The organism is Bacteroides intestinalis DSM 17393 (assembly GCF_000172175.1).
Classification (GTDB): domain Bacteria; phylum Bacteroidota; class Bacteroidia; order Bacteroidales; family Bacteroidaceae; genus Bacteroides; species Bacteroides intestinalis.
Genome location: NZ_ABJL02000008.1, coordinates 1,866,400 through 1,888,861 on the forward strand (window position 1 = coordinate 1,866,400; position 22,462 = coordinate 1,888,861).

The window sequence follows — 22,462 nt, forward strand, 5'->3', positions numbered from 1 at the left end:
TGGGATCCCCCCTTTTATCAGTTAAATTCTATAACAGCAATGGGAAACGACAACACAATTACAGGCACCTTCAATGGAACAGTCCATCTGGAATACCTACCATGTATTAATTATGCAATGATACACAATCATGTGCCTTCATGCAATTTCTGCGAACTCATGAATAGTGATGAAGTCGACTGGAATAACATCAAAGTATCCATAGACGGAGAACTTATTAAATACTCAGAAAGCATTCTTGAAATAATTCCACCCGGACAGAACATACAAATCAACAATCTGGAAATATCACCTGAAAGTGAAAAGCTAATCGAACTCACAGAAGGTATCGAAACTAATTTTCATCTGACTATTACGATTTCCGGTGAGATAGCCCATCAGCAAACATTTCCCATCAAACTGATGACATACGATCAGTGGACTGGTTCCAGGATCATGCCCGAACTCTTAGCGACATTTGTGACTCCCAATCACCCTATACTTTCAAGAATTAGTGTAAAAGCCTCACAATTCCTTGAAAAGTGGACCGGAAACTCTGCCTTAGACGAGTATCAGACACAGGATCCCAACCGAGTGCGTGCGCAGGTAGCTGCTATTTATGAAGCTCTCCGGTCTGAGTCTTTAATATATTCTACGGTTCCGGCCAGCTTTGAAACTTCGGGGCAGCGTGTCCGCTTGGTAGATAATGTACTCACCAGTAAGCTGGGTACATGTATAGACCTGACTTTACTCTATGCTTCCTGTCTGGAGGCCAATGGCATTCATCCTCTTTTAGTCTTGTTGAAAGGACATATATTGGTAGGTGCATGGCTTACAGAAGATATTTATCATCAAACCGTAGGCGATGATGCCTCCTTTCTACTCAAAGGAAGTGCAAATGGTATCAGCGACATTGTATTAGTAGAGACAACCGCACTGGCATCTTCACAAAATATTTCATTTGAAGAAGCTGCTGCAATGGCTCAGAAAGAGCTCAAAGAAGAAAACAGATTCAAGCTGTTTATCGATGTATATAGGTGCAGACTGGATAAAATCCGCCCATTGCCGCAACGCATAAACCATAACGGTGAATGGCAAATAGAAAACAGTGGAATAGAACATGAGAATGTAACCCAAAGAATACACCAACTGGACCGGTATGAAATAAAGCTGGAGGACAGCAAGGATGAAATAACCAAGCAGATTATTTGGGAAAGAAAACTACTGGACTTTTCTTTACGCAATAATCTGATCAACATCCGGCTTGGCAGAAGAGTTATACCATTCATATCTTTCGAAATTGATCATCTGGAAGATCATCTGCAAGCCGGAGAAAACTACCAGATATTATCCAGTCCTGCTAAAAGTAAAATAGAACCGGGTGAGACAGGGCTCTATGATTCTTCTTTATGGAAAGAGAATTTGGAAGAATTAGTAATCAGCGAGCTGAGAAACAAAAAACTCCGTTCTTATCTGACAGAAAGCGAACTTCAGAACTCACTCAAATTTGTATACCGTACATCGCGAACCGCCATTGAAGAAAATGGAGCCAATTCACTGTTCCTCGTTTTAGGAATCTTGAAGTGGTACGAGTCTCCTAAGAGTGTAAAACCACGCTTTGCTCCTATCTTGCTATTACCGGTAGATATTGTGCGTCGTGGAGGCTCAAGTGGATATATCATTCGCACCAGAGACGAAGAAATTATATTGAACATAACGCTCGTCGAACTATTGAAACAACAGTTCAGTGTTAATCTTTCCGGGTTGAATCCGTTGCCAAAAGACGACAGCGGTGTAGACGTGAAAAAGATATTCGCTACGATTCGTACCTGCATCCGCAATATGAAAGGTTGGGATGTAGTGGAAGAATCCATGTTGGGGCTATTCTCATTCAACAAGTTTGTCATGTGGAACGATATTCATACCAATGCAGACAAATTGAAAAAGAACGCCATTATAGCCAGTCTGATGGAAAATCGTATTCAATGGCAGGATACGACTCCGGAGATTGACGCCAGAGAAATAGATAGAAATCTTGAACCTATCCATTTTGCCATTCCTGTTGATGTTGATTCTTCGCAGCTGGAAGCTGTCATTGAATCAGGAGAAGGAAAGAGCTTCATATTGCATGGTCCTCCGGGAACCGGTAAATCACAGACCATTACCAATATGATAGCCAATGCCCTGTACAAAGGAAAACGTGTGCTGTTTGTAGCAGAAAAGATGGCAGCACTTTCTGTAGTACAAAACCGTCTGACTAAGATAGGATTAGATCCGTTCTGTCTGGAACTACATTCTAACAAGGTCACTAAATCTCATTTTCTGGCTCAGCTTCAGAAAGCTATAGAAGTCATTCACATTCAGTCTCCAGCTGAGTTTGAAAGTACTTCAAAGCAATTATTCGAGCGTAGAAAGAAATTAATCGATTATATGGAAGCGTTGCATCATCCCCATGCTTCCGGCTTCTCTCTGTACGATTGTATAACAAATTATTTGTCGATACAGGGAGATGAATTGTCCATCGACTTTTCTCTATTACCCTCCATCACTAAGAATCAACTGACAGATTTTTGCGAAAAGATCCAGGAACTGGATACAGTTTTTCAGATAACAGGGCATCCGCAAGACCACCCGTTAAAGGGACTGGAACCATACGATACTTCCATAGAAAGCTCTCAGAAACTACAGGCCGGAATCAGGCGCTTTATAAATTTATTCACTTCGATTACCGCTAACAGAAAGTTGCTTTCAAATAGTCTGGGAATCTCGATACCTGATAATTGGGATGGGATCAGTTGGATGGGAAAGATGTGTACCCAGCTTCTATCCATCCCATATCTGAATAAAACGTTATTGGAAATGGGTGGTAATACCGACTTGATAGAAGAATGGAAAGATACTATCCTGTCCGGTCGTAAGCGAGATCAGTTACAAGCTGAACTGGGTAAAGACTATGCACCCCAAATTCTGGAAGAAAATGCATTTGCCCTCCAGCAAGAATGGAAAGCTATCGAATTGAAATGGTTCTTACCTAAATTCTTTGCCAAACGTTCTTATCTGAAAAAGCTCAGACTTTACAATACGAGTTTGCAGGCAGCACAAATACCAAGCCTGTTAGAAAAGTTAAATGCTTATCAAAAGAATAATAAGATCATTCAAGAGCAAGCTTCCGAATTATCATCTTCTTTCGGCTTCTTAGGAAGGAAAAATAAAGAGAAATGGGATGATATTGATTCTATACTTAAGAGTCTTCCGACGATTTACAACACTTTATCGGAATATGCAGTAATCGTTCAACAACCATTTGCAGAAGTTCTGAATCAATTTGCAAATAAAATCAGTATTGACTGGAACGCATTCCAGCAGTCTAATGAAAATACATTCAGGCAACTAATCGATACATCCAACGAATTGAATACGGTCCTCAATGAAATAAAAGGTTTATGCTACATACAACTGCCGGATAATAATCTTGAAATGAAACTACCGGTTCTACTGAACACTTGGTTGACTCACTTCAATAAAATTAAAGACTGGGGACAATGGTGCATCCGTAAGAGAGAATTGGAATCCCTACATTTAACCGTAATTATCAACTATATAACAGATAAGCATAAAAGCGGATCGGAAGCTTCTGATGCGTATATGAAGGGCGTTTATCACCAATTAGCTCTAAAAACCGTTGATGCAGACGAAACTTTACGTCTTTTCAACGGATTGCTATTTGAGGAAATGATCAGCAAATACAAACAGTTGACTGTAGATTTTCAAGAGTTGAGTAAAAAGGAACTATACTGTAGATTAGCAGCCAAAATACCATCACTGACAATGGAAGCTGCCTCTAGTTCCGAAATCGGAATTCTAAAAAGGAACATTTCAAACGGAGGACGCGGCACATCTATCCGGAGAATTATAGACCAGATACCAACTCTGCTGCCCAAGCTATGCCCATGCATGCTAATGAGTCCGATATCAGTGGCTCAGTATATCGATCTGGATGCAGAGAAGTTCGATCTTGTTATCTTCGACGAAGCATCACAGATGCCTACCAGCGAGGCAGTCGGTGCAATAGCCCGCGGCAACGCATTAGTCGTAGTAGGCGATCCCAAGCAAATGCCTCCGACAAGTTTCTTCGCCTCTTCACAAGTAGATGAGGAAGAAGCTGAATTTGACGATATGGAAAGCATTCTGGATGATTGCATCTCGTTATCCATTCCATCCCGCTACCTGACCTGGCACTATCGGAGCAAACACGAAAGTCTGATTGCTTTCAGTAATTCCCAGTATTACAATGGAAAGCTATATACTTTTCCTTCTGTGGATGACAGAGTTTCAAAAGTACGCTTAGTTCAGGTAGATGGTACGTATGATAAAGGACGTACACGCAGCAATCATGCCGAAGCGGAAGCCATTGTGAAAGAAATACTGAACCGGCTACGTACATCTGAAGTTCCTGAAAAAAGCATAGGTGTCGTGTCTTTCAGCCAGGTACAGCAAAACCTGATAGAAGATATGCTCATTGAGGAGCTGAACAAATATCCTGAATTGGAAGAAAAAGCTTTCCAAAGTAATGAACCTATTTTCATCAAGAATCTGGAAAATGTGCAAGGTGATGAACGGGATATTATTCTTTTCTCTATAGGATACGGCCCGGACAGGAATGGTTATGTATCTATGAATTTCGGACCATTGAATAATCAAGGTGGCGAGCGTCGTCTGAATGTAGCCGTATCGCGTGCACGTTATGAAATGATTATCTTCTCAACCTTACGCTCCGAACAAATAGATTTGAAACGTACAAAGTCCAAAGGTGTGGAAGGCTTAAAGAGGTTTCTTGAATTTGCAGAACGCGGTACCTCACCTATTCCGGCCATCCAACTACAGAACCTGCAACAAAGTAATCTTATTACTTTAATTGCACAGGAACTTACTCAGCGTGGTTATAAAGTGGATACTCTGGTAGGGCGGTCAAACTTTAAGGTGGATTTAGCGATTGTCAATCCATTGCAACCGGATACATATATTCTAGGGATATTGTGTGACGGCAGAAACTATTATGAAACCAAGACTACAAGGGACCGTGAAATAGTACAACCGAATGTTTTGCAGATGCTCCACTGGAATGTAATGCGTGTATGGTCCGTCGACTGGTTTGAACATAAGGAGAACGTCGTGGAGCGCATCATCAAAAAGCTGGAAGATTTAAAAAATACAAAAGTAGAAAAACAGCCTCTTCTTCCGACAGAGAATAATGTTCTGAAAACATTCAGTATAGAGAATGAACCTGTTGTAGAGTTAGTGAACAATCGAGAAAGAGAATATATATTTGCTGACTTGCCCGATATAGGCTACAGTACAGATATCGATACCGTAATGGCTTCCTCCTATCAGGTTAAAAAACAACTTCAACAAATAGTCAAGATTGAACAACCCATAACAAATACTCTGCTATATAAAAGAATATTACGAATTTGGAATCTAACAAGGGTTACCACCCGTTTACAGGTATTTATAGACAGCCTTCTTGAAGATGCATATAAAGACCCCCTATCGGGAGATACCATAATTTACTGGGAGAATAAAGAGAAGGCTAAAGAGTGCGACTTTTACCGCATCAATTCTAAACGCGACATTCTGGATATTCCAATCCTAGAAGTTATGAGTGCCGCCCGTTATGCCATAGAGCAACAGATATCCATGCCAATAGAAGACCTGAAACGGTTGACTTCCCAACTTCTTGGTTTTAGCAGGAAAGGAAACAATCTAGATATGGTAACGGAACAGACCATACAATTGCTGATTAATAAAGGAATATTCAGCCATGCGAACGGAATGGTATCCATGAATAATTAGGGTTCATGGATACTTTCTTCCGAAAGGAAAAACAGAATGAAAAATAATATCTACCTAATAGTCTTCGATAGTAGAATTTCCGAATATATCTTTTTTGATTGTAATCTTATTACCATTATCATCTTCAATAATCGTATTGCCTAAAATGTCTTTTTTGACTGTCTTCTTTTCTTGATTGACTATCGAATATTCGTAACTATCCTCGATAAAATTAACACTATAGCTCTTCGTTATATGGGGAGCTAAAACAAACTGAACTGCAAATAGGATAAATAGAACCTTTTTCATGGCGTATTTTTTGGGTTTGTAACAAAAGTAATATGGGAAAATAATAACAACTGGTGAATTCTATAATTATTGATAGGAAAAAAACTAAAATTAATATTTTTCATGTGCTACAATCGTATCGTTTTAGAAAGCTCGGGCTACATGCGGTCTACACTTGCACGATTTTCCATCCAAATGGCAGGGGAGCTAAATTACTGAAGGTCAATAAACAACAAATGCCCCGAGTATTTCTACTCAGGGCATTTTGTTTATTTAGAGGTTCCTGGCGGATTCGAACCGCCGTACACGGTTTTGCAGACCGCTGACTAAGCCACTCATCCAAGGAACCAGTCTTTTCTCATTTGCGGTTGCAAAGGTAGCACATTTTTTGAAAACACCAACTATCCGCAGCATTTTTTCTTCTTTTCTTTTTTCGTGGCGCTACACTCTACATGCTTCTCATCCATCAATCGCTTTAAGTCACAACCGGTTACGCAATTTGCACATGGATTACCATTTTCTTTTGTCCGGCGAAAAAAAGCATAAATTCCCCATCCGATCCGGACAATACACAACAGTAACAGGATTGCAACCGCCCATTGTTGCCAATTCATCATACAAATAATCCTCCTATTCTATAAATAGCAAATGCCATTATCCAAGCGAGCAGCGTGGTATACACTGCCGTAAATAACGCCCATTTCCAGCTACCGGATTCTTGCTTGATTGCTACAATCGTAGCTATACATGGGAAATAAATCAATACAAACACCATATAACAGAAAGCTACCAACGGTGTAATCGGAATACGTTCGGCAAGACTTACGGCATCTGCTTCAGCATCATTTGTATAAAGCACGCCTAGTGTACTTACCACTAATTCCTTAGCACCCACACCTGAAAGTATACCGATACCAAGTTTCCAGTCAAACCCCAAAGGTTCAATCACCGGCTCCATAGCCTTTCCTATCTGCCCGATGTAGGAATTCTCCTGCTGTTCGGCAACCGTTTCATATGCATCATGGTCAGGATAATATCCCAATGCCCATATCACGATGGAAGCTATCATGATAATACCTCCCATTTTACGCAGATATTGTGCACCTTTCTCCCACGTATGTCGGAAAATGACTTTTGCCGTCGGTAAACGGTAAGGTGGAAGTTCCATAACGAACGGAGTATCATCTCCCTTCACCAAAAAACGGCTGAACAAACGCGCCATCAACACCGCCAATAGGATACCTATTGAATATATTAATAACAGTATCAAGCTACCATTGTTCGGAAAAAATGCACCTACCAGCAACAAATAAATGGGCAGGCGGGCACTACATGACATCAACGGATTGACGAGCATGGTAATAAGTCGGCTTTTACGATTCTCAATAGTGCGCGAAGCCATAATAGCAGGTACGTTACATCCGAAGCCCATAATCAAAGGAATGAAGGATTTACCATGCAGCCCCATCTTATGCATAATCTTATCCATGATAAATGCAGCGCGTGCCATGTAACCGGAGTCTTCCATCAGCGATATGCAGAAATAAAGAATAAGGATGTTCGGCAGGAAAACAATCACACCACCAACACCACCTACAATACCATCTACCAATAGATCTTTCAACGGTCCGTCAGCCATATTGGCATGTATAAAGTTGCCGAGGGTTTCTACCAGCCATTCGATACCCATCATCGGGTATTCACCGAGCACGAATGTACCTTCGAACATGAGATACATGAACAGGAAGAAAATGGGGAATCCCCACACACGGTGCGTTACAATGGAGTCTATCACACGGGTAGTATGTTCTTTATCCAAGTGATTATCCACAAAGGTTTCTTTCAGTGCACCGGATATAAAACCGTATTTTGCATCGGTAATTGCCTGATCGCAATCCTCATTCAGCACGTCTCGGATACGGCGGCTTTCCTGATCACGGACATCTATGATTTCTTTGCCGTTGGGTAAAGTTTTAATCAGCATTTCCAAATCCGGATCATTCTCCAGAAGTTTGATGGCAAGAAAGCGGGTAGAATACTTATGACGGATATCCTCATTCTCACTAATCACCCGTTTCACCTCTTCAATGCTACGTTCCAGTTCGGGACCGTGATTAATGTGAATATGACGATAGAATCCATGATGACGCACTTCTTCCTCTTTATGAGCCCCACCGGTATAGCCGGGCACATATTCGCGATGCCATTCGCGCAGGTCATTCAACACTTCGGTACGTACTTTGCCTTTCTGATCGAGGAAGTCGGCACCTTCATAAATACTGATAACAACGTGAAAAAGATCTTCGATGCCTTTACCCGTACGTGAAACAGTAGGAACCATAGGAACACCAAAGAGTTCACTCAGTTTCATGTAATCCAGCGTGTTACCACTGGCTTCCAGTTCATCGTACATATTGAGAGCCATCACCATACGCACATTCATGTCAATCAACTGGGTAGTGAGGTACAGATTACGTTCCAGATTGGACGAATCTACCACATTGATAACAATGTCCGGTGTTTCATCAATAATATGATGACGGACATACATTTCTTCAGGACTATATGCTGATAGCGAATATGTACCGGGCAAATCGACTATGCGGAAATGATAACCTTGAAAATTAAAGTAGCCTTCCTTGGCATCCACTGTAACCCCGCTGTAGTTACCAACGTGTTCGTGTGAACCGGAAGCAATATTAAACAGAGAAGTTTTCCCACAGTTTGGATTACCCACTAATGCAACATTAATGGTACGACGTTTACCAAGAGCGATACGTTTCAGTTCTTCTTCCCCCGGATAAATATCTTCACTCATTCCCGGATGATAATTCGGTTTTGTCACCTGCTCTTTCGCCTCATGTTCGCTGAGTATTTCAATCATCCCTGCCTCCTGGCGGCGCAAGGAAATTTCATACCCCATTACTTTGTATTTTATTGGATCTTTCAGCGGGGCATTCAGCAAAACTTCTACAGTCTTGCCTTTAATAAATCCCATTTCTACAATTCGTTTGCGGAAACCGCCATGTCCCAGTACTTTAACGATTACACCTTTTTCTCCAGTTTTTAATTCGGATAAACGCATAGTCTTCTCTCTTTCTTTAATTTGGATGCAAAGATAAATGATTTGTATTTAGCCCACAAATTATTTAGATTGTTTTTAAATAAGGAGGAATATTCTCCATTCTCCACTTTGTTCCGAAGAATTAGAAAGAATTCAATTCGTTAATATTATCTTTGCACCACTATGAATAAAAAGAAAATAGAGCAATACATTGATCAGGAAAAGCTTTTCACACGAGAAGACAAAATACTGGTAACGCTGAGTGGCGGAGCGGACTCAGTAGCTTTGTTGCGTCTACTTCTTGATATGGGGTACACCTGCGAGGCGGCACATTGCAATTTCCATCTGCGGGGAGATGAGTCGGTTCGAGATGAAATGTTTGTCCGCGAACTATGCTTGCAACTGGTAGTTCCGTTACATGTCCAACATTTCCAAACTATGGAAGAAGCGGAAAAGCGCCACATATCCATTGAAATGGCAGCGCGGGAATTACGTTATGCCTGGTTTGAACAGCTCCGTCTACAACAAGGGGCCGACGTTATCGCCGTGGCCCATCATAAAGATGATAGTGTAGAAACTCTCCTGCTCAACCTTATCCGCGGAACAGGCATCAACGGGCTATTGGGTATCCGCCCCAAAAACGGAAACATTGTCCGTCCTTTGTTATGCCTCGACCGGAAAGAAATAACCGAATACCTACAAGAAATCGGGCAATCTTACGTAACGGACAGCACCAACCTGCAAGACGAATATACACGCAACAAGATACGCCTCAACCTATTGCCTCTTATGCAGGAAATCAATCCCTCCGTAAAAGAAAGCCTTCTCCGCACCTCAGAACATCTGAATGATGCAGCTCTCTTATATAAGAAAGGTATAGAAGAAGGTAAGCAGAAAGTGCAAACCGAACAAGGTATCCTAATCAGTGCTTTGCTCCAAGAACCTGCACCGGAAACTTTATTATTTGAGATCTTATCTCCATTAGGATTTAACAGCGCACAGATCAAAGATATTTTCACCTCCCTGAACGGACAACCGGGAAAGATATTCCTTAGCAGAGAATGGCGTGTGATTAAAGACCGGGAGCTTCTGCTGATAGAACCGGTCTATTCAGAAGATGCTTCAACAGTCTTTTCTCCGGATGACCCTGCCCTGCCCTTCCGTCTAACAATGGAAGAATTAGAAGTCACGGATGATTTCATCATTCCCCGCGACCGAAACACTGCTTGCTTCGATGCAGACAAACTAAAACAACCTCTCACAGTCAGACGCTGCCGACAAGGCGACACATTCGTTCCCTTTGGTATGACCGGACAAAAAAAGGTCAGTGACTACCTTACTGATCGGAAATTCTCCCTTTCCCGCAAAGAACAACAATGGGTGCTTTGCAGTGATTCCCATATCATTTGGTTGATAGGCGAACGTACTGATAACCGTTTCAGAATAGACGACCAAACACAGAAAGTTATTATTCTGAAGTTTATTCCTAATTATACGGTTATGAACAAAATGTGATAAAGTGGTAGGGTGATAAAGTGATAGCGGGATAACGCTCTGTGGTATATAGCGCAGCTACCTTATCGCCTTATCGCCCTATCACCTTACCACCTTATCACTCTTGTATTCCTTTCTTTTCCGATATGAGTTAGATGATGATTCATTGTATATTTCATCAGTTGGTAATTATACTTACAAAAAACTCGTAAATTTCTTCCTTTCCTTCAGCTACTCCTCCGACTCGTTGAGTGAATGCCTTTCAGTCCCTGACTCATTGTCCCCCCCATCCAGAAGGTATCTGAGAGAGGGTGGGGAAAGTGACAAGACAAGAAAGAAAAGAGATAAAAATTACATATAAAAAACATAGATTTATTCTTTTTTTTCCGTTATGAATAGAACAAAAATTACGCGAATTAAGGGTTGCGCTACAATCAGCTATTACTAAGCTATTTTTCTCCAGTTAGGAAAAAATATTTTTCCAGTTGGGAAAATAAAACGCCCATTTATACCATATGTATTGTCTTTTAAGCATTACTGACGAATTTTGAGGTACTGCCTTGATAATATATACAGACACAAATGTATCGGAGAATTCTGTAGAAATTCTGAATGAAAGGAGTTTATTGCATGTAGGATTAAAGCTATAAAATAATCCGGTCCTCTTTCTGCCGCACAAAGCAGTCTGAAAGCAATGAAGCAAACGGAGTATCATACGTCCGCGCCTTGAACGAACATCCTTTGACGCATGCACAACACTTTATGCACTTTTCGGCAATCGTATTACATTCGTCACCTTTCAGGATAGCTCCCGAAGGACAATGTACAGCGCAAACGCCACAATGCGTGCAAAGTTCCGCATTCACTTCCGGTACACGTGGCAAAAGAGCACCACTTTTACGCAACTTTATCACCCGGCGCAGAAACTTGAACAAAGGCAGAAAAGGCTGGCGCGGGCGCTGAATACGGTTCACATCCACCGGATACAAGTGTTCCATATCAACGGCGGCATTTATTTTCGTCCGTATCTTCGCACCAAATTCCTCCGCATATTGCAAATCATTTGCATCCGGACGCCCTAGGGCTATTGGATTTTGTTCCGTACTATACGAATGTTCTCCCACAAAAGTAGCCCCGGCAATAACTTTGAAACCTTGGGCAGAAGCAAATGCATCCAATTCTATCAAAGCCTTTTCATATGCACGGTTACCATAAACTACTACCAGCACAACCGGAGATCCCGATGCACAAATACCCTGCAACCGCTCCATAGCCAAAGGAGCTACCTTGCCGCCATACACCGGCACAGCAATAAGAGTCAGTGTATTCTCCGGAATATCTACCTCAGCAGCATGCAGTGTTAAATTCGTAGCAACAACATTTGTTAGTCCTGTTCCGCGAACAATTGCCTCACCAACTTGTTTAGAAGTACGAGTAGGCGAAAAATAGATGAAATGAACTTCGTTTATATCCATAAATATATGCGCTTTTTCTTGGTTTATCAAGCAAAGATAAAGTTTTAAAATTAAAAAAAAGACGAATTGTTTATGAAACCAAAAATATTTATTACCTTTGCGCCGTTGAAACATTCTGTAAACTCCTAAGTGCGGGTAGCTAACAGTTTTCCGGTTCAATAATAAATATCCCATAATCATTATATTAAATAAAGGTATATTTGCCACGTTGCTTGTGACGACAACCGCAGCCGTGTGAACATATCTGTCCAATAACAAAAGAAATTTTAAACCATTCACATATATACTGTATGTATAATATCATTCAATTGAACGACAAAAATTTGTCGGAACTTCAATCTATTGCCCAAGAACTGGGTATTAAAAAGACAGACTCACTAAAAAAAGAAGAACTTGTTTACAAGATACTTGATGAACAAGCCATCGCAGGTGCTACCAAAAAGGTTGCTGCTGAAAAGCTGAAAGAAGAGCGTAAAGTGGACAGACAACAGAAACGTACCCGCGTAACCGTAAAAAAAGAGAGTACTGACAAAGTCTTTACCGCCAACAAAAATGGCGATCTCACTAAGGCAAAAGCTGAAGCTTCAGTAGCAGCCGCTAAAGTACAACCGGTAGCAGAAGCAGTAAAAGCACCGGTAACAGAGGCACCTAAAGCGCCGGTAACGGAAAAAGAAGTAGCTGTAACAGCTACAGAAGCTCCTGAAAAAGCTGAAACGCCTAACTCAACGAAGCGTAAACCGGGACGTCCGCGTAAAGCTAAGGTAGAAGAAAAAGCTCCCATACCCGCACCTGTACCTGTTGCAAAGAAGGAAGAGCCTAAGAAAGCTGAGCCCGAATTGAATTTTGAAACAGAAGCGCCTAAAGTTATCAAGAAAGTCGTAGTGGAAGACAGCCCTATCCTGTCAGAACCCGAAGATGACTTCATTCCTATCGAAGACCTTCCGACCGAAAAAGTAGAACTGCCTTCTGAACTTCTCGGTAAGTTTGAAGCAACTAAAGCTGAAACACCCGCAGTTCCTGTAGTTGAATCTGTTCCTACCAATCAACGTCCACGCCTTCGTCCCCGAGACAACAATAATAATACCCCTTACAATAATAACAATAATAACAACCGGAACAACAATCCACGTCCCATACAACAGCAGCGTCCGGCACAACCGAATGCCAACAACGAAAATTATTCTCCTGTCCCCGAACGCAGACCTGTAGTTGAACGTGAAAAAGTATACGAATTCGACGATATCCTAACCGGTACAGGCGTACTGGAAATCATGCAGGATGGTTACGGATTCCTTCGTTCTTCCGACTATAATTACCTTTCTTCACCGGATGATATTTATGTATCTCAATCTCAAATTAAACTGTTTGGTCTGAAAACCGGTGATGTTGTAGAGGGTGTAATCCGTCCTCCTAAAGAAGGTGAGAAATATTTCCCATTAGTAAAAGTGGGAAAAATCAATGGACGTGACCCGGCTTTCGTACGTGACCGCGTACCATTTGAACATCTCACACCATTATTCCCCGACGAAAAATTCAGATTGTGCAAAGGTGGCTATTCAGACTCTATGTCTGCTCGTGTAGTAGATCTCTTTGCTCCTATCGGTAAAGGCCAGCGTGCATTGATCGTGGCACAACCTAAAACCGGTAAGACCATCTTGATGAAAGATATAGCCAATGCTATCGCAGCAAATCATCCGGAAGTCTACATGATTATGTTACTTATCGACGAACGCCCGGAAGAAGTAACCGACATGGCACGCACCGTAAATGCCGAAGTCATTGCTTCCACTTTTGACGAACCTGCCGAACGCCACGTGAAAATCGCCGGTATTGTGCTGGAAAAAGCCAAAAGACTGGTAGAATGCGGTCATGACGTAGTGATCTTCCTGGATTCAATTACACGTTTGGCACGTGCTTACAATACAGTATCTCCGGCTTCCGGTAAAGTACTTTCCGGTGGTGTGGACGCCAATGCACTTCATAAGCCCAAACGTTTCTTCGGAGCTGCCCGTAATATTGAAAACGGTGGTTCGCTCACTATTCTTGCTACTGCCTTGATTGATACAGGTTCCAAGATGGATGAAGTTATCTTCGAAGAATTCAAGGGTACAGGTAACATGGAATTGCAGCTCGACCGCAACCTGTCTAACAAACGTATCTTCCCAGCTGTCAATATTGTTGCTTCCAGCACCCGTCGTGACGACTTGCTGCAAGACAAGCAAACTTTGGATCGTATGTGGATACTCCGCAAATATCTGGCTGACATGAATCCGATTGAAGCTATGGATTTTGTGAAAGACCGCATGGAAAAAACCAAAGATAACGATGAGTTCCTAATGAGCATGAATAGCTAAAACCATAGCTAAAAAGACAAAATCAACAATAAATAGGATTATATATACAAAAAGGGCGGGACATTTTCGGATATCTCGCCCTTTTTATTTATTTTTGTCGCAAGTAATCAGATTTCATTATATAAACATTTAATTAATCAGGTGAGGCTCAGTAAAACGATCATACTATTTTTGTTGATGCTATTTTACAGTACTTCCTACATCCAATCGACAAATCTGGATTTGGTAAATGAGCGTATACACCTGATGGAGTACCTGATGGATAACAATCTGGCCTATTCTCAAGAAGTCAGATTACATGATATCGCCCAGTGGGAAGATGAGCTTGTTGACGCATTTCGTAACAAGAAGGATTATAAACACATGTTCCTCATGCAGCAAATGGCTGCTTATGCACTTGTATCTGATGGACACATCAATGAAGCATTGGAAAAAGCAAATGCCATGCTACAGCAAGCTACCTTAATGAGATATGATATAGGAATAGCCATATCACACTATGCCATTGGCGATACTTACCTCAATGCCAACATGACTAATGAAGCTATCGAGGAATATGAAATAGCCATGCAGAAGCTATATAAAATTGCAGACTCCGAAAAATTACAGGAAAAAGTACTTATCCAATTAATCCCCACACTTATCAGACTGGGACGATTAAATGAAGCTAAAGACTATTTGGAACAGATAGAACAAGTAAAAGACTATCGACATAGCCGCTTCATAGAAAATATCTTTCAAGCCTACTATTATCTTCATACTAATAACCTGGAACAAGCCCGGGAATATATTCAGGAAGCAGAAGAATGGTATGAGTATTATCCTTTCTTTTTTCACAGTTCTATTTTGAAATATATCCAAGCCGAATATGCCAAGCAAGTCGAAGATGACGAGCAAGCCATAAAATTATATAATGAACTGACCGTTAGCACCAGTAGCGCCAATGTCTACAATAGATATCTGAAAATGAAGAATTCATTGGCACGGCTGTATACCAAACGTGGAAGAGCCAAAGAGGCATGCGAAATATTTCAAGATATCAATGCTGCACGAGATTCTATCAATGCACGCAACTACTCCTCGCAAATTAATCTGCTGCGAACCATATATCAGGTAGACCGCCTTGAAATGGATAATCAAAATGAACGTAACCGATTATTGTTTTATTCTATCATGGGGTGCATCCTTATTTTAAGCATATCCATTGCATCGGTACTCTATATCCGTAAGATCAATAAACGACTGATAGCATCCAGGCTAAAACTGGAAAAAGCACGGCAAATTGCAGAAAATTCCATCCGTACCAAGAGCATTTTTCTATCGAATATGAGTCATGAAATACGCACGCCTCTAAATGCCTTGTCCGGTTTCTCTACTATTCTGACGGATGCAAATATTGATATCAGCACCCGGCAACAATGCAATGAAATCATTCAGCAGAATTCAGATTTACTGTTGAAACTCATAGATGATGTCGTAGATCTTTCTAGTCTGGAAATCGGCAAAATGCAATTTCTTTTCGCTAACAATAATGCTGTGGCTATATGCCGGAATGTAGTGGATACGGTAGAAAAGATAAAACAAACATCCGCTTCTGTACTGTTCCAAACTTCTTTAGAGAACTTGGAAATCTATACAGATGAAGCACGTCTTCAACAATTACTAATTAACTTACTGATTAATGCCACTAAATTTACCACAGAAGGAAGTATTACTCTTTCATTAGAAAAACAGCCAGAAGGAGTTGCTCTGTTTGCTGTATCAGATACAGGTTGTGGCATAGCCCCAGAAAAGCAGGGTGCAATATTCAATCGTTTCGAAAAGCTGAATGAAAATGCACAAGGTAGTGGATTGGGACTTTCCATTTGCCAACTGATTGTGGAACGTTTCGGTGGAAAAATATGGATTGACCCCGAATACAAGAATGGTTCCCGTTTCCTGTTTACCCATCCTATTGTCTCAACTAGCAGAAAGGAGGTATCAGAATGAAACGTCTCTTATTTATAGTAGTTCTTTTACTTCAAATCTTTTTCATATTTGCAAACAGACCCATCAAACGGTCACCTGTTACCGATAGTCTTATAACAGAGTTGCAAACACTTCCACATGACACCACCAGACTAAAACTACTCGAAAAGCTTGTGCTTACGGAGCAGAATTCTCCGCATTACATAGAATATGCAGAAGAAATGTTCAACGAAGCTCAGCGTCAAAAAAATGCTAAATACATCTGCAGCAGTACCTATTTTAAAATTCTATATTACTATAATAAAGAAAAAATAGACAGCGTCAGTAAATTGGTCGATTATGTAAAACCCATTGCTGAACGCATGAAATACTACCGTTTGTACTTCAACGTACAAAAACTGCTCATATATACCTATATTTATAGCGAAAAATATGAATATGCCATCAATGAAGCATTGGAAATGCTCAAGATAGCAGAAGAGTTGGATAATGTAGATGGATGCATAGCTGCATATTCATGCCTGGCAAGTGCCTATCATGAAACCAATCGCAAGAAAGAAGAAGGAGAAGCGCTACGTAAGGCCCATGAATATGCTTCCGAGCAAAAGACAAGCAGTACGCAAATCAATGTTTTGGAACAACTGATCATGTTCAGCAATGACCAAAATGATTATAAAAACCTGAAAGTATATTTAGATGAAAATAAGCAGCTAATAGAGGAAATGTTAGCCTGGGACCCTGACATGTATGAGTCTTATTTCAACCTCTACCTATTTTCAACAGTATTCCAGTCCTACTACTATACAGGTATAGGAAAAACTGACTCTGCACAATATTATATAAAGAAGGCACAAGATTTCATAACTCCTCAAAGCTATCTCCCTTACATAACCATGTATCATGATGCCTATGCCAAATACTATCACCACACTAAAAATTATCAAAATGCATTAGTACACATGGATTCTGCCCTGATATATATGCAACAATCTAAGTCAGCATTAACGGAGTACGCCAAACAATTATCCCGCAAAGCTGACATCCTGCTGGAAATTGGTCAATATGCAGAAGCATTACCATTATACGAAAAATCTAATCACATTCAAGATTCATTGACTGCTGCCATATCAGCCAAACAATTGGAAGAAATCAAAGAAATATACCATCTTAATCAGCTAGTATGGGAACGCGGGAAACTCAGGAATCGTGTACAAACCAGTATTCTCCTGAGCCTTGGAATCATACTAGTGCTATGTATCACTTATATGCTTCGCATCAACCGGATACGAAAAGCATTGAAAATTTCAAAAAAAGAGACCCAGAAAGCTACTCGTCAAACAGAGCGGGCCAATGAAATGAAAAACCGTTTCTTGTCCAACATGAGTCATGCCATCCGGGTTCCTCTGAACGGAGTATTAGGTTTCTCACAAATCATAGCAAACGAAGTGGAAATTGACGAACCTACTCGCAAAGAGTATGCAGACATCATTCAACAAAACACTGAACAATTAATGCGCCTGGTAAACAATGTCCTTGATCTATCCCGTTTGGAGGCTGGTATGATGAGGTTCCAATTAAGTGACTATGACATTGTACAACTTTGCAAAGATGCCGTAGGAATGGCACAAATGCAGAATCCAACCTTGCATATTCATTTCTACAGTGACATTGACGAGTATATTGTTTATACTGATACAAACCGGATGATGCAACTCATCGTCAGTATTCTTACTTGCCCCTCTCCATCTTTCAAAGAAGAACGTGATCTCCAATTCACTTTAGATAAAAATGGAGAAATATTATGCTTCAAAGTTACGAACTCTCCATTGGCAGACCTCAATTATGCTAATCAGGACTCTGCTTTGCGTAACGATGTCAACCTTTTATTACTGAAACACTTCGGCGGTACTTATCAGGTAATTCATGACGGTAAGGAAGGACCGACTATTCTTTTCACTTATCCTGCTACCTCAACTGAATAATATTCTTGCCTCAAAAGAAGGTAGATACAGGGATTTTTTGTACTTTTGCGCCTCAATAAGAGTAATTTGTAATTTATAAATAGTAATTATATCATCATGTTCGATAATTTAAGCGAAAGACTGGAAAGGTCGTTTAAAATTCTGAAAGGTGAAGGAAAAATCACCGAGATCAATGTTGCGGAAACCCTGAAAGATGTGCGCAAAGCACTGTTAGACGCCGACGTTAACTACAAAGTAGCCAAAACTTTTACAGATACGGTTAAGGAAAAGGCATTGGGACAAAACGTATTGACAGCCGTAAAGCCCAGCCAATTAATGGTGAAGATCGTGCACGACGAGCTAACTCAATTAATGGGTGGCGAAACTGCAGAAATTGATTTGGAAGGAAAACCTGCTGTCATCTTAATGTCTGGTCTGCAAGGTTCCGGTAAGACTACTTTCTCCGGTAAGTTGGCACGAATGCTAAAAACGAAAAAGAACAAGAAACCGTTGTTGGTGGCTTGTGACGTATACCGCCCTGCCGCTGTCGAACAGTTGCGCGTATTAGCAGAGCAAATAGGAGTTCCAATGTACTCTGAACCGGATAGTAAGAATCCGGTGAAAATTGCAGAAAATGCAATTCAGGAAGCAAAAGCCAAAGGATATGATGTTGTAATCGTCGATACCGCCGGACGTCTGGCTGTGGATGAAGAGATGATGAATGAGATTGCTGCTATTAAAAAAGCAATCAATCCGAATGAGATTCTTTTCGTTGTAGACTCTATGACCGGTCAGGATGCTGTAAACACAGCAAAAGAGTTTAACGAACGTCTTGACTTTAATGGTGTTGTACTGACTAAGTTGGATGGTGATACCCGGGGTGGTGCCGCTCTTTCTATCCGTTCAGTAGTAAACAAGCCGATCAAATTTGTAGGTACAGGTGAGAAACTGGATGCCATCGACCAATTCCACCCTTCGCGTATGTCAGACCGTATCCTCGGTATGGGTGATATTGTTTCATTGGTGGAACGTGCCCAAGAGCAATATGACGAGGAAGAGGCCAAACGCCTACAAAAGAAGATTGCTAAGAACCAGTTCGACTTCAACGACTTCTTGAGTCAGATAGCGCAAATCAAAAAGATGGGTAACCTGAAAGACCTGGCTTCTATGATTCCGGGTGTAGGTAAGGCTATAAAGGACATCGATATTGACGACAATGCTTTCAAGAGTATTGAAGCTATTATTTATTCTATGACCCCTGCAGAACGTAGTAATCCGGCCCTTCTGAACGGTTCACGCAGACAACGTATTGCTAAAGGTAGTGGTACGAATATTCAGGAAGTAAACCGCTTGTTAAAACAATTCGATCAAACTCGTAAGATGATGAAGATGGTAACAGGTAGCAAGATGGGTAAAATGATGCCTAAGATGAAATAAAAAAAATACTGATATGACACTAATTGACGGAAAAGCAATTTCGGAACAAGTAAAACAGGAGATTGCTGCAGAAGTAGCAGAAATGGTGGCGAAAGGTGGTAAACGTCCTCATCTTGCAGCAATTCTCGTAGGCCACGATGGTGGTAGTGAAACGTATGTTGCTGCAAAAGTAAAAGCATGCGAAGTTTGCGGGTTCAAATCCAGCCTCATCCGTTACGAGGCAGATGTGACGGAAGAAGAACTTCTTGCTAAAGTACGTGAGCTAAACGAAGATGCAGACATAGACGGGTTCATAGTACAGCTTCCATTACCCAAGCACATCTCCGAACAGAAAGTGATCGAGACCATTGATTATCGCAAAGATGTAGATGGTTTCCATCCCATCAATGTAGGACGCATGTCCATAGGATTGCCTTGCTATGTATCGGCAACTCCCAACGGAATCCTAGAATTATTGAAACGCTATCAGATAGAGACTTCCGGAAAGAAGTGCGTAGTATTGGGACGTAGCAATATCGTCGGCAAACCGATGGCAGCGCTCATGATGCAAAAGGCTTATCCGGGAGACGCAACCGTAACCGTATGCCACAGCCGCAGTAAAGACTTGGTGAAAGAGTGTCAGGAAGCTGATATTATCATTGCTGCATTGGGGCAACCCAATTTTGTAAAAGCCAAGATGGTGAAAGAAGGTGCCGTAGTTATTGATGTAGGTACTACTCGCGTACCGGATGCCAGAAAGAAATCAGGATTTAAACTGACCGGTGACGTAAAGTTTGACGAAGTTGCTTCTAAGTGTTCATTCATCACTCCCGTACCGGGCGGCGTAGGACCGATGACTATCGTTTCTTTAATGAAGAATACATTACTGGCTGGTAAGAAAGCAATTTACCAATAACCTCGAATACCGGAAGAAGACAATTATCTCCATTAGGCTTCTTCCGGTATTTTGTTTAATCTATAATACTCATGAACACACAGCTAAAAACTATTTTTGTTTTCCTTTTTCTTGTCTGTACCCTACGGGGAACTGCGCAGAACTTTTCAATCGACTATCCATCCTATCAAAACAGAAATAGCGATGCACTTGAAATCAGCCGGATCGTCCGTAATGATACAGCCACTATTTTATATATGGATGCCTATTCGCGCCCTAACTATTGGATACGTCTGGCTTCGGGTCTATCACTCCATGGAAATCAAACCGGAAAGAACTATCCTATCATCCGTTCACAAGGTTTCGAGTTGGACAAAGAAGTCTATATGCCTGCCTCGGGAAATGTAACTTTCAGCCTTCAATTTGCTCCTCTTGCCCCCCAAGAAAAGATGATTGATTTCATAGAGGGAGCCAATAAAGGAGATTTTCAAATTAAAAGCATAAGCCTCAACGAGCAAGAAAAGAAAGGAAAGATTCATTGTCACATTTCAGGCAAAGTAATCGATAGTCCGCAATCCAGCCGACTCGTATTGATGAAAGCCCATAAAAATCCCAGTAGCAGCCCATGGCTATCAATACCTATACGCAATGGAGAATTTCAATATGATTTCTACGCTGATCATGAAGAAGTATACGAAGTCTTTATCTGGAATGATATGCTTACCGGTAGCTGGCTCCCTTCTCTCTTCTTTGCAGAAAATGGTCCTGTTTCTTTCACCCTATACCCGGCCAGTACCAGAAAACCGGGACTAGTGAGCACAAGTAACCCATTAACCTGTGAGTTACAACAATTGGAGAGTGAAAGAAAAGCCAAATTCAATTTTGACTCTTTATACGCTCAAATGAATAAATTATACGAAGAAAACCGTTTCGAAAGTGAAGCACTGCAAACTCTTTGGAAAAGAATCGAGCAAGTTAAGGACAACAATGAAGAACGAAATAATATCTACAGAGAAAGAGACCGTCTTGAGGAGAGCGGAGAAGCATACACGGAAGAAGGAAAAGCTCTTTTGGTAAAAATTAAGCAATTAAACGAAGAAATGAATCAATGGACTATAAAGCATATTAAACAGAATCCTTCCTTACCCGGACTATATGTTCTGACAAGTAAGACAGAAATGGCACGCAAAGGCGAAGACGTTACTCCATTTCTGAATGCCTATCAGGAAACTTTTGCCTCTCTCTATCCGGAGCACCCTTATAGTCAGCAAATGCAAATGCTCATTAAAAACGGACAACCGGAAATTGGAAAACCATATGTCGATTTCTCAGCTCCTGACCTAGATGGAAACAAAGTACAAATATCAAAATATATTCAGGGAAAGGTAGCGTTAATTGATTTATGGGCATCTTGGTGCGGTCCATGTCGTATAAACTCCAAGCAAGTTATTCCCATATATGAAAAATATAAGAATAAGGGATTCACTGTCATCGGTGTGGCACGTGAACAAGGAAGTGATGCCCGCATGAAAGAAGCTATCAAAAAAGATGGCTATCCTTGGTTAAATCTTATTGAGCTCAATGACACCAATCAGATATGGACGAAATACCGGATACCGAATGCTGCCGGAGGTACTTTTCTTGTGAATGCTGAGGGAATCATTCTTGCTATAAATCCCACAGTTGAAGAAATAGAAAGTATTCTTCAAAAGGAACTTTTAACTCCTTAAACATTT

At 41.0% G+C, this 22,462-nt stretch carries 11 protein-coding genes, 1 tRNA gene and 1 pseudogene; 8 read left to right on the plus strand and 5 right to left on the minus strand.

Annotated elements, in window-relative coordinates; all coding sequences use genetic code 11:
* Nucleotides 1–39: 39 nt before the first annotated feature.
* Nucleotides 40–5,832, plus strand: coding sequence for a DUF3320 domain-containing protein (locus BACINT_RS16875; RefSeq protein ID WP_044155333.1), 5,793 nt, complete (start codon nucleotides 40–42; stop codon nucleotides 5,830–5,832).
* Between the two features lie 60 nt (nucleotides 5,833–5,892).
* Here the strand turns inward: BACINT_RS16875 and BACINT_RS16880 are convergent.
* From BACINT_RS16880 to feoB, 4 genes and pseudogenes are all read right to left on the minus strand, one after another.
* Nucleotides 5,893–6,120 (minus strand): annotated as a pseudogene (locus BACINT_RS16880) (hypothetical protein); the annotation flags it as partial.
* 256 nt (nucleotides 6,121–6,376) lie between these two features.
* Nucleotides 6,377–6,448 (minus strand) — tRNA-Cys (locus tag BACINT_RS16885).
* A gap of 52 nt (nucleotides 6,449–6,500) precedes the next feature.
* Entirely contained in the window at nucleotides 6,501–6,716 is a 216-nt protein-coding gene (locus tag BACINT_RS16890; protein ID WP_007665218.1) for a hypothetical protein, read from the minus strand.
* Nucleotides 6,713–9,184, minus strand: coding sequence for a ferrous iron transport protein B (gene feoB, locus BACINT_RS16895; RefSeq protein WP_007665219.1), 2,472 nt, complete (start codon nucleotides 9,182–9,184; stop codon nucleotides 6,713–6,715). Before feoB ends, BACINT_RS16890 begins: the two co-directional genes overlap by 4 nt.
* A gap of 162 nt (nucleotides 9,185–9,346) precedes the next feature.
* Here feoB and tilS point away from each other — a divergent pair, with 162 nt between their 5' ends.
* Complete coding sequence (gene tilS, locus BACINT_RS16900) at nucleotides 9,347–10,678, plus strand: tRNA lysidine(34) synthetase TilS (RefSeq protein ID WP_007665221.1); 1,332 nt, start codon at nucleotides 9,347–9,349, stop codon at nucleotides 10,676–10,678.
* Nucleotides 10,679–11,301: 623 nt separating this feature from the next.
* Here the strand turns inward: tilS and BACINT_RS16905 are convergent.
* On the minus strand, nucleotides 11,302–12,132 hold the full coding sequence (locus tag BACINT_RS16905; protein WP_021967008.1) for a 4Fe-4S binding protein: 831 nt from the start codon (nucleotides 12,130–12,132) through the stop codon (nucleotides 11,302–11,304).
* Nucleotides 12,133–12,422: 290 nt separating this feature from the next.
* Here BACINT_RS16905 and rho point away from each other — a divergent pair, with 290 nt between their 5' ends.
* From rho to BACINT_RS16935, 6 genes are all read left to right on the plus strand, one after another.
* Nucleotides 12,423–14,486: a transcription termination factor Rho gene (gene rho, locus BACINT_RS16910; RefSeq protein ID WP_007665225.1), complete on the plus strand. Its 2,064-nt coding sequence runs from the start codon at nucleotides 12,423–12,425 to the stop codon at nucleotides 14,484–14,486.
* 177 nt (nucleotides 14,487–14,663) lie between these two features.
* Nucleotides 14,664–16,475, plus strand: a complete 1,812-nt coding sequence (locus tag BACINT_RS16915) for a tetratricopeptide repeat-containing sensor histidine kinase (RefSeq protein ID WP_007665227.1) — start codon at nucleotides 14,664–14,666, stop codon at nucleotides 16,473–16,475.
* Nucleotides 16,472–18,436 carry an ATP-binding protein gene (locus BACINT_RS16920; protein WP_007665229.1) on the plus strand — a complete coding sequence of 655 codons (1,965 nt, stop codon included), beginning with the start codon at nucleotides 16,472–16,474 and terminating at the stop codon, nucleotides 18,434–18,436. The genes BACINT_RS16915 and BACINT_RS16920 overlap by 4 nt, the downstream gene beginning before the upstream one ends.
* Nucleotides 18,437–18,532: 96 nt before the next feature.
* Nucleotides 18,533–19,852 (plus strand): signal recognition particle protein, encoded by a 1,320-nt coding sequence (gene ffh / locus BACINT_RS16925; RefSeq protein WP_007665231.1) that lies wholly within the window; start codon nucleotides 18,533–18,535, stop codon nucleotides 19,850–19,852.
* A gap of 13 nt (nucleotides 19,853–19,865) precedes the next feature.
* Nucleotides 19,866–20,747, plus strand: a complete 882-nt coding sequence (gene folD / locus BACINT_RS16930) for a bifunctional methylenetetrahydrofolate dehydrogenase/methenyltetrahydrofolate cyclohydrolase FolD (RefSeq protein ID WP_007665232.1) — start codon at nucleotides 19,866–19,868, stop codon at nucleotides 20,745–20,747.
* A 71-nt stretch (nucleotides 20,748–20,818) separates the two neighbouring features.
* Complete coding sequence (locus tag BACINT_RS16935) at nucleotides 20,819–22,456, plus strand: TlpA disulfide reductase family protein (RefSeq protein ID WP_007665233.1); 1,638 nt, start codon at nucleotides 20,819–20,821, stop codon at nucleotides 22,454–22,456.
* The last annotated feature ends 6 nt before the right edge of the window (nucleotides 22,457–22,462 follow it).

Coding starts and splice junctions, on each gene's coding strand:
- BACINT_RS16875 (WP_044155333.1), top strand. CDS start 40: ATGGGAAACGACAACACAATTACAGGCACCTTCAATGGAACAGTCCAT.
- BACINT_RS16890 (WP_007665218.1), bottom strand. CDS start 6,716: ATGATGAATTGGCAACAATGGGCGGTTGCAATCCTGTTACTGTTGTGT.
- feoB (WP_007665219.1), bottom strand. CDS start 9,184: ATGCGTTTATCCGAATTAAAAACTGGAGAAAAAGGTGTAATCGTTAAA.
- tilS (WP_007665221.1), top strand. CDS start 9,347: ATGAATAAAAAGAAAATAGAGCAATACATTGATCAGGAAAAGCTTTTC.
- BACINT_RS16905 (WP_021967008.1), bottom strand. CDS start 12,132: ATGGATATAAACGAAGTTCATTTCATCTATTTTTCGCCTACTCGTACT.
- rho (WP_007665225.1), top strand. CDS start 12,423: ATGTATAATATCATTCAATTGAACGACAAAAATTTGTCGGAACTTCAA.
- BACINT_RS16915 (WP_007665227.1), top strand. CDS start 14,664: ATGCTATTTTACAGTACTTCCTACATCCAATCGACAAATCTGGATTTG.
- BACINT_RS16920 (WP_007665229.1), top strand. CDS start 16,472: ATGAAACGTCTCTTATTTATAGTAGTTCTTTTACTTCAAATCTTTTTC.
- ffh (WP_007665231.1), top strand. CDS start 18,533: ATGTTCGATAATTTAAGCGAAAGACTGGAAAGGTCGTTTAAAATTCTG.
- folD (WP_007665232.1), top strand. CDS start 19,866: ATGACACTAATTGACGGAAAAGCAATTTCGGAACAAGTAAAACAGGAG.
- BACINT_RS16935 (WP_007665233.1), top strand. CDS start 20,819: ATGAACACACAGCTAAAAACTATTTTTGTTTTCCTTTTTCTTGTCTGT.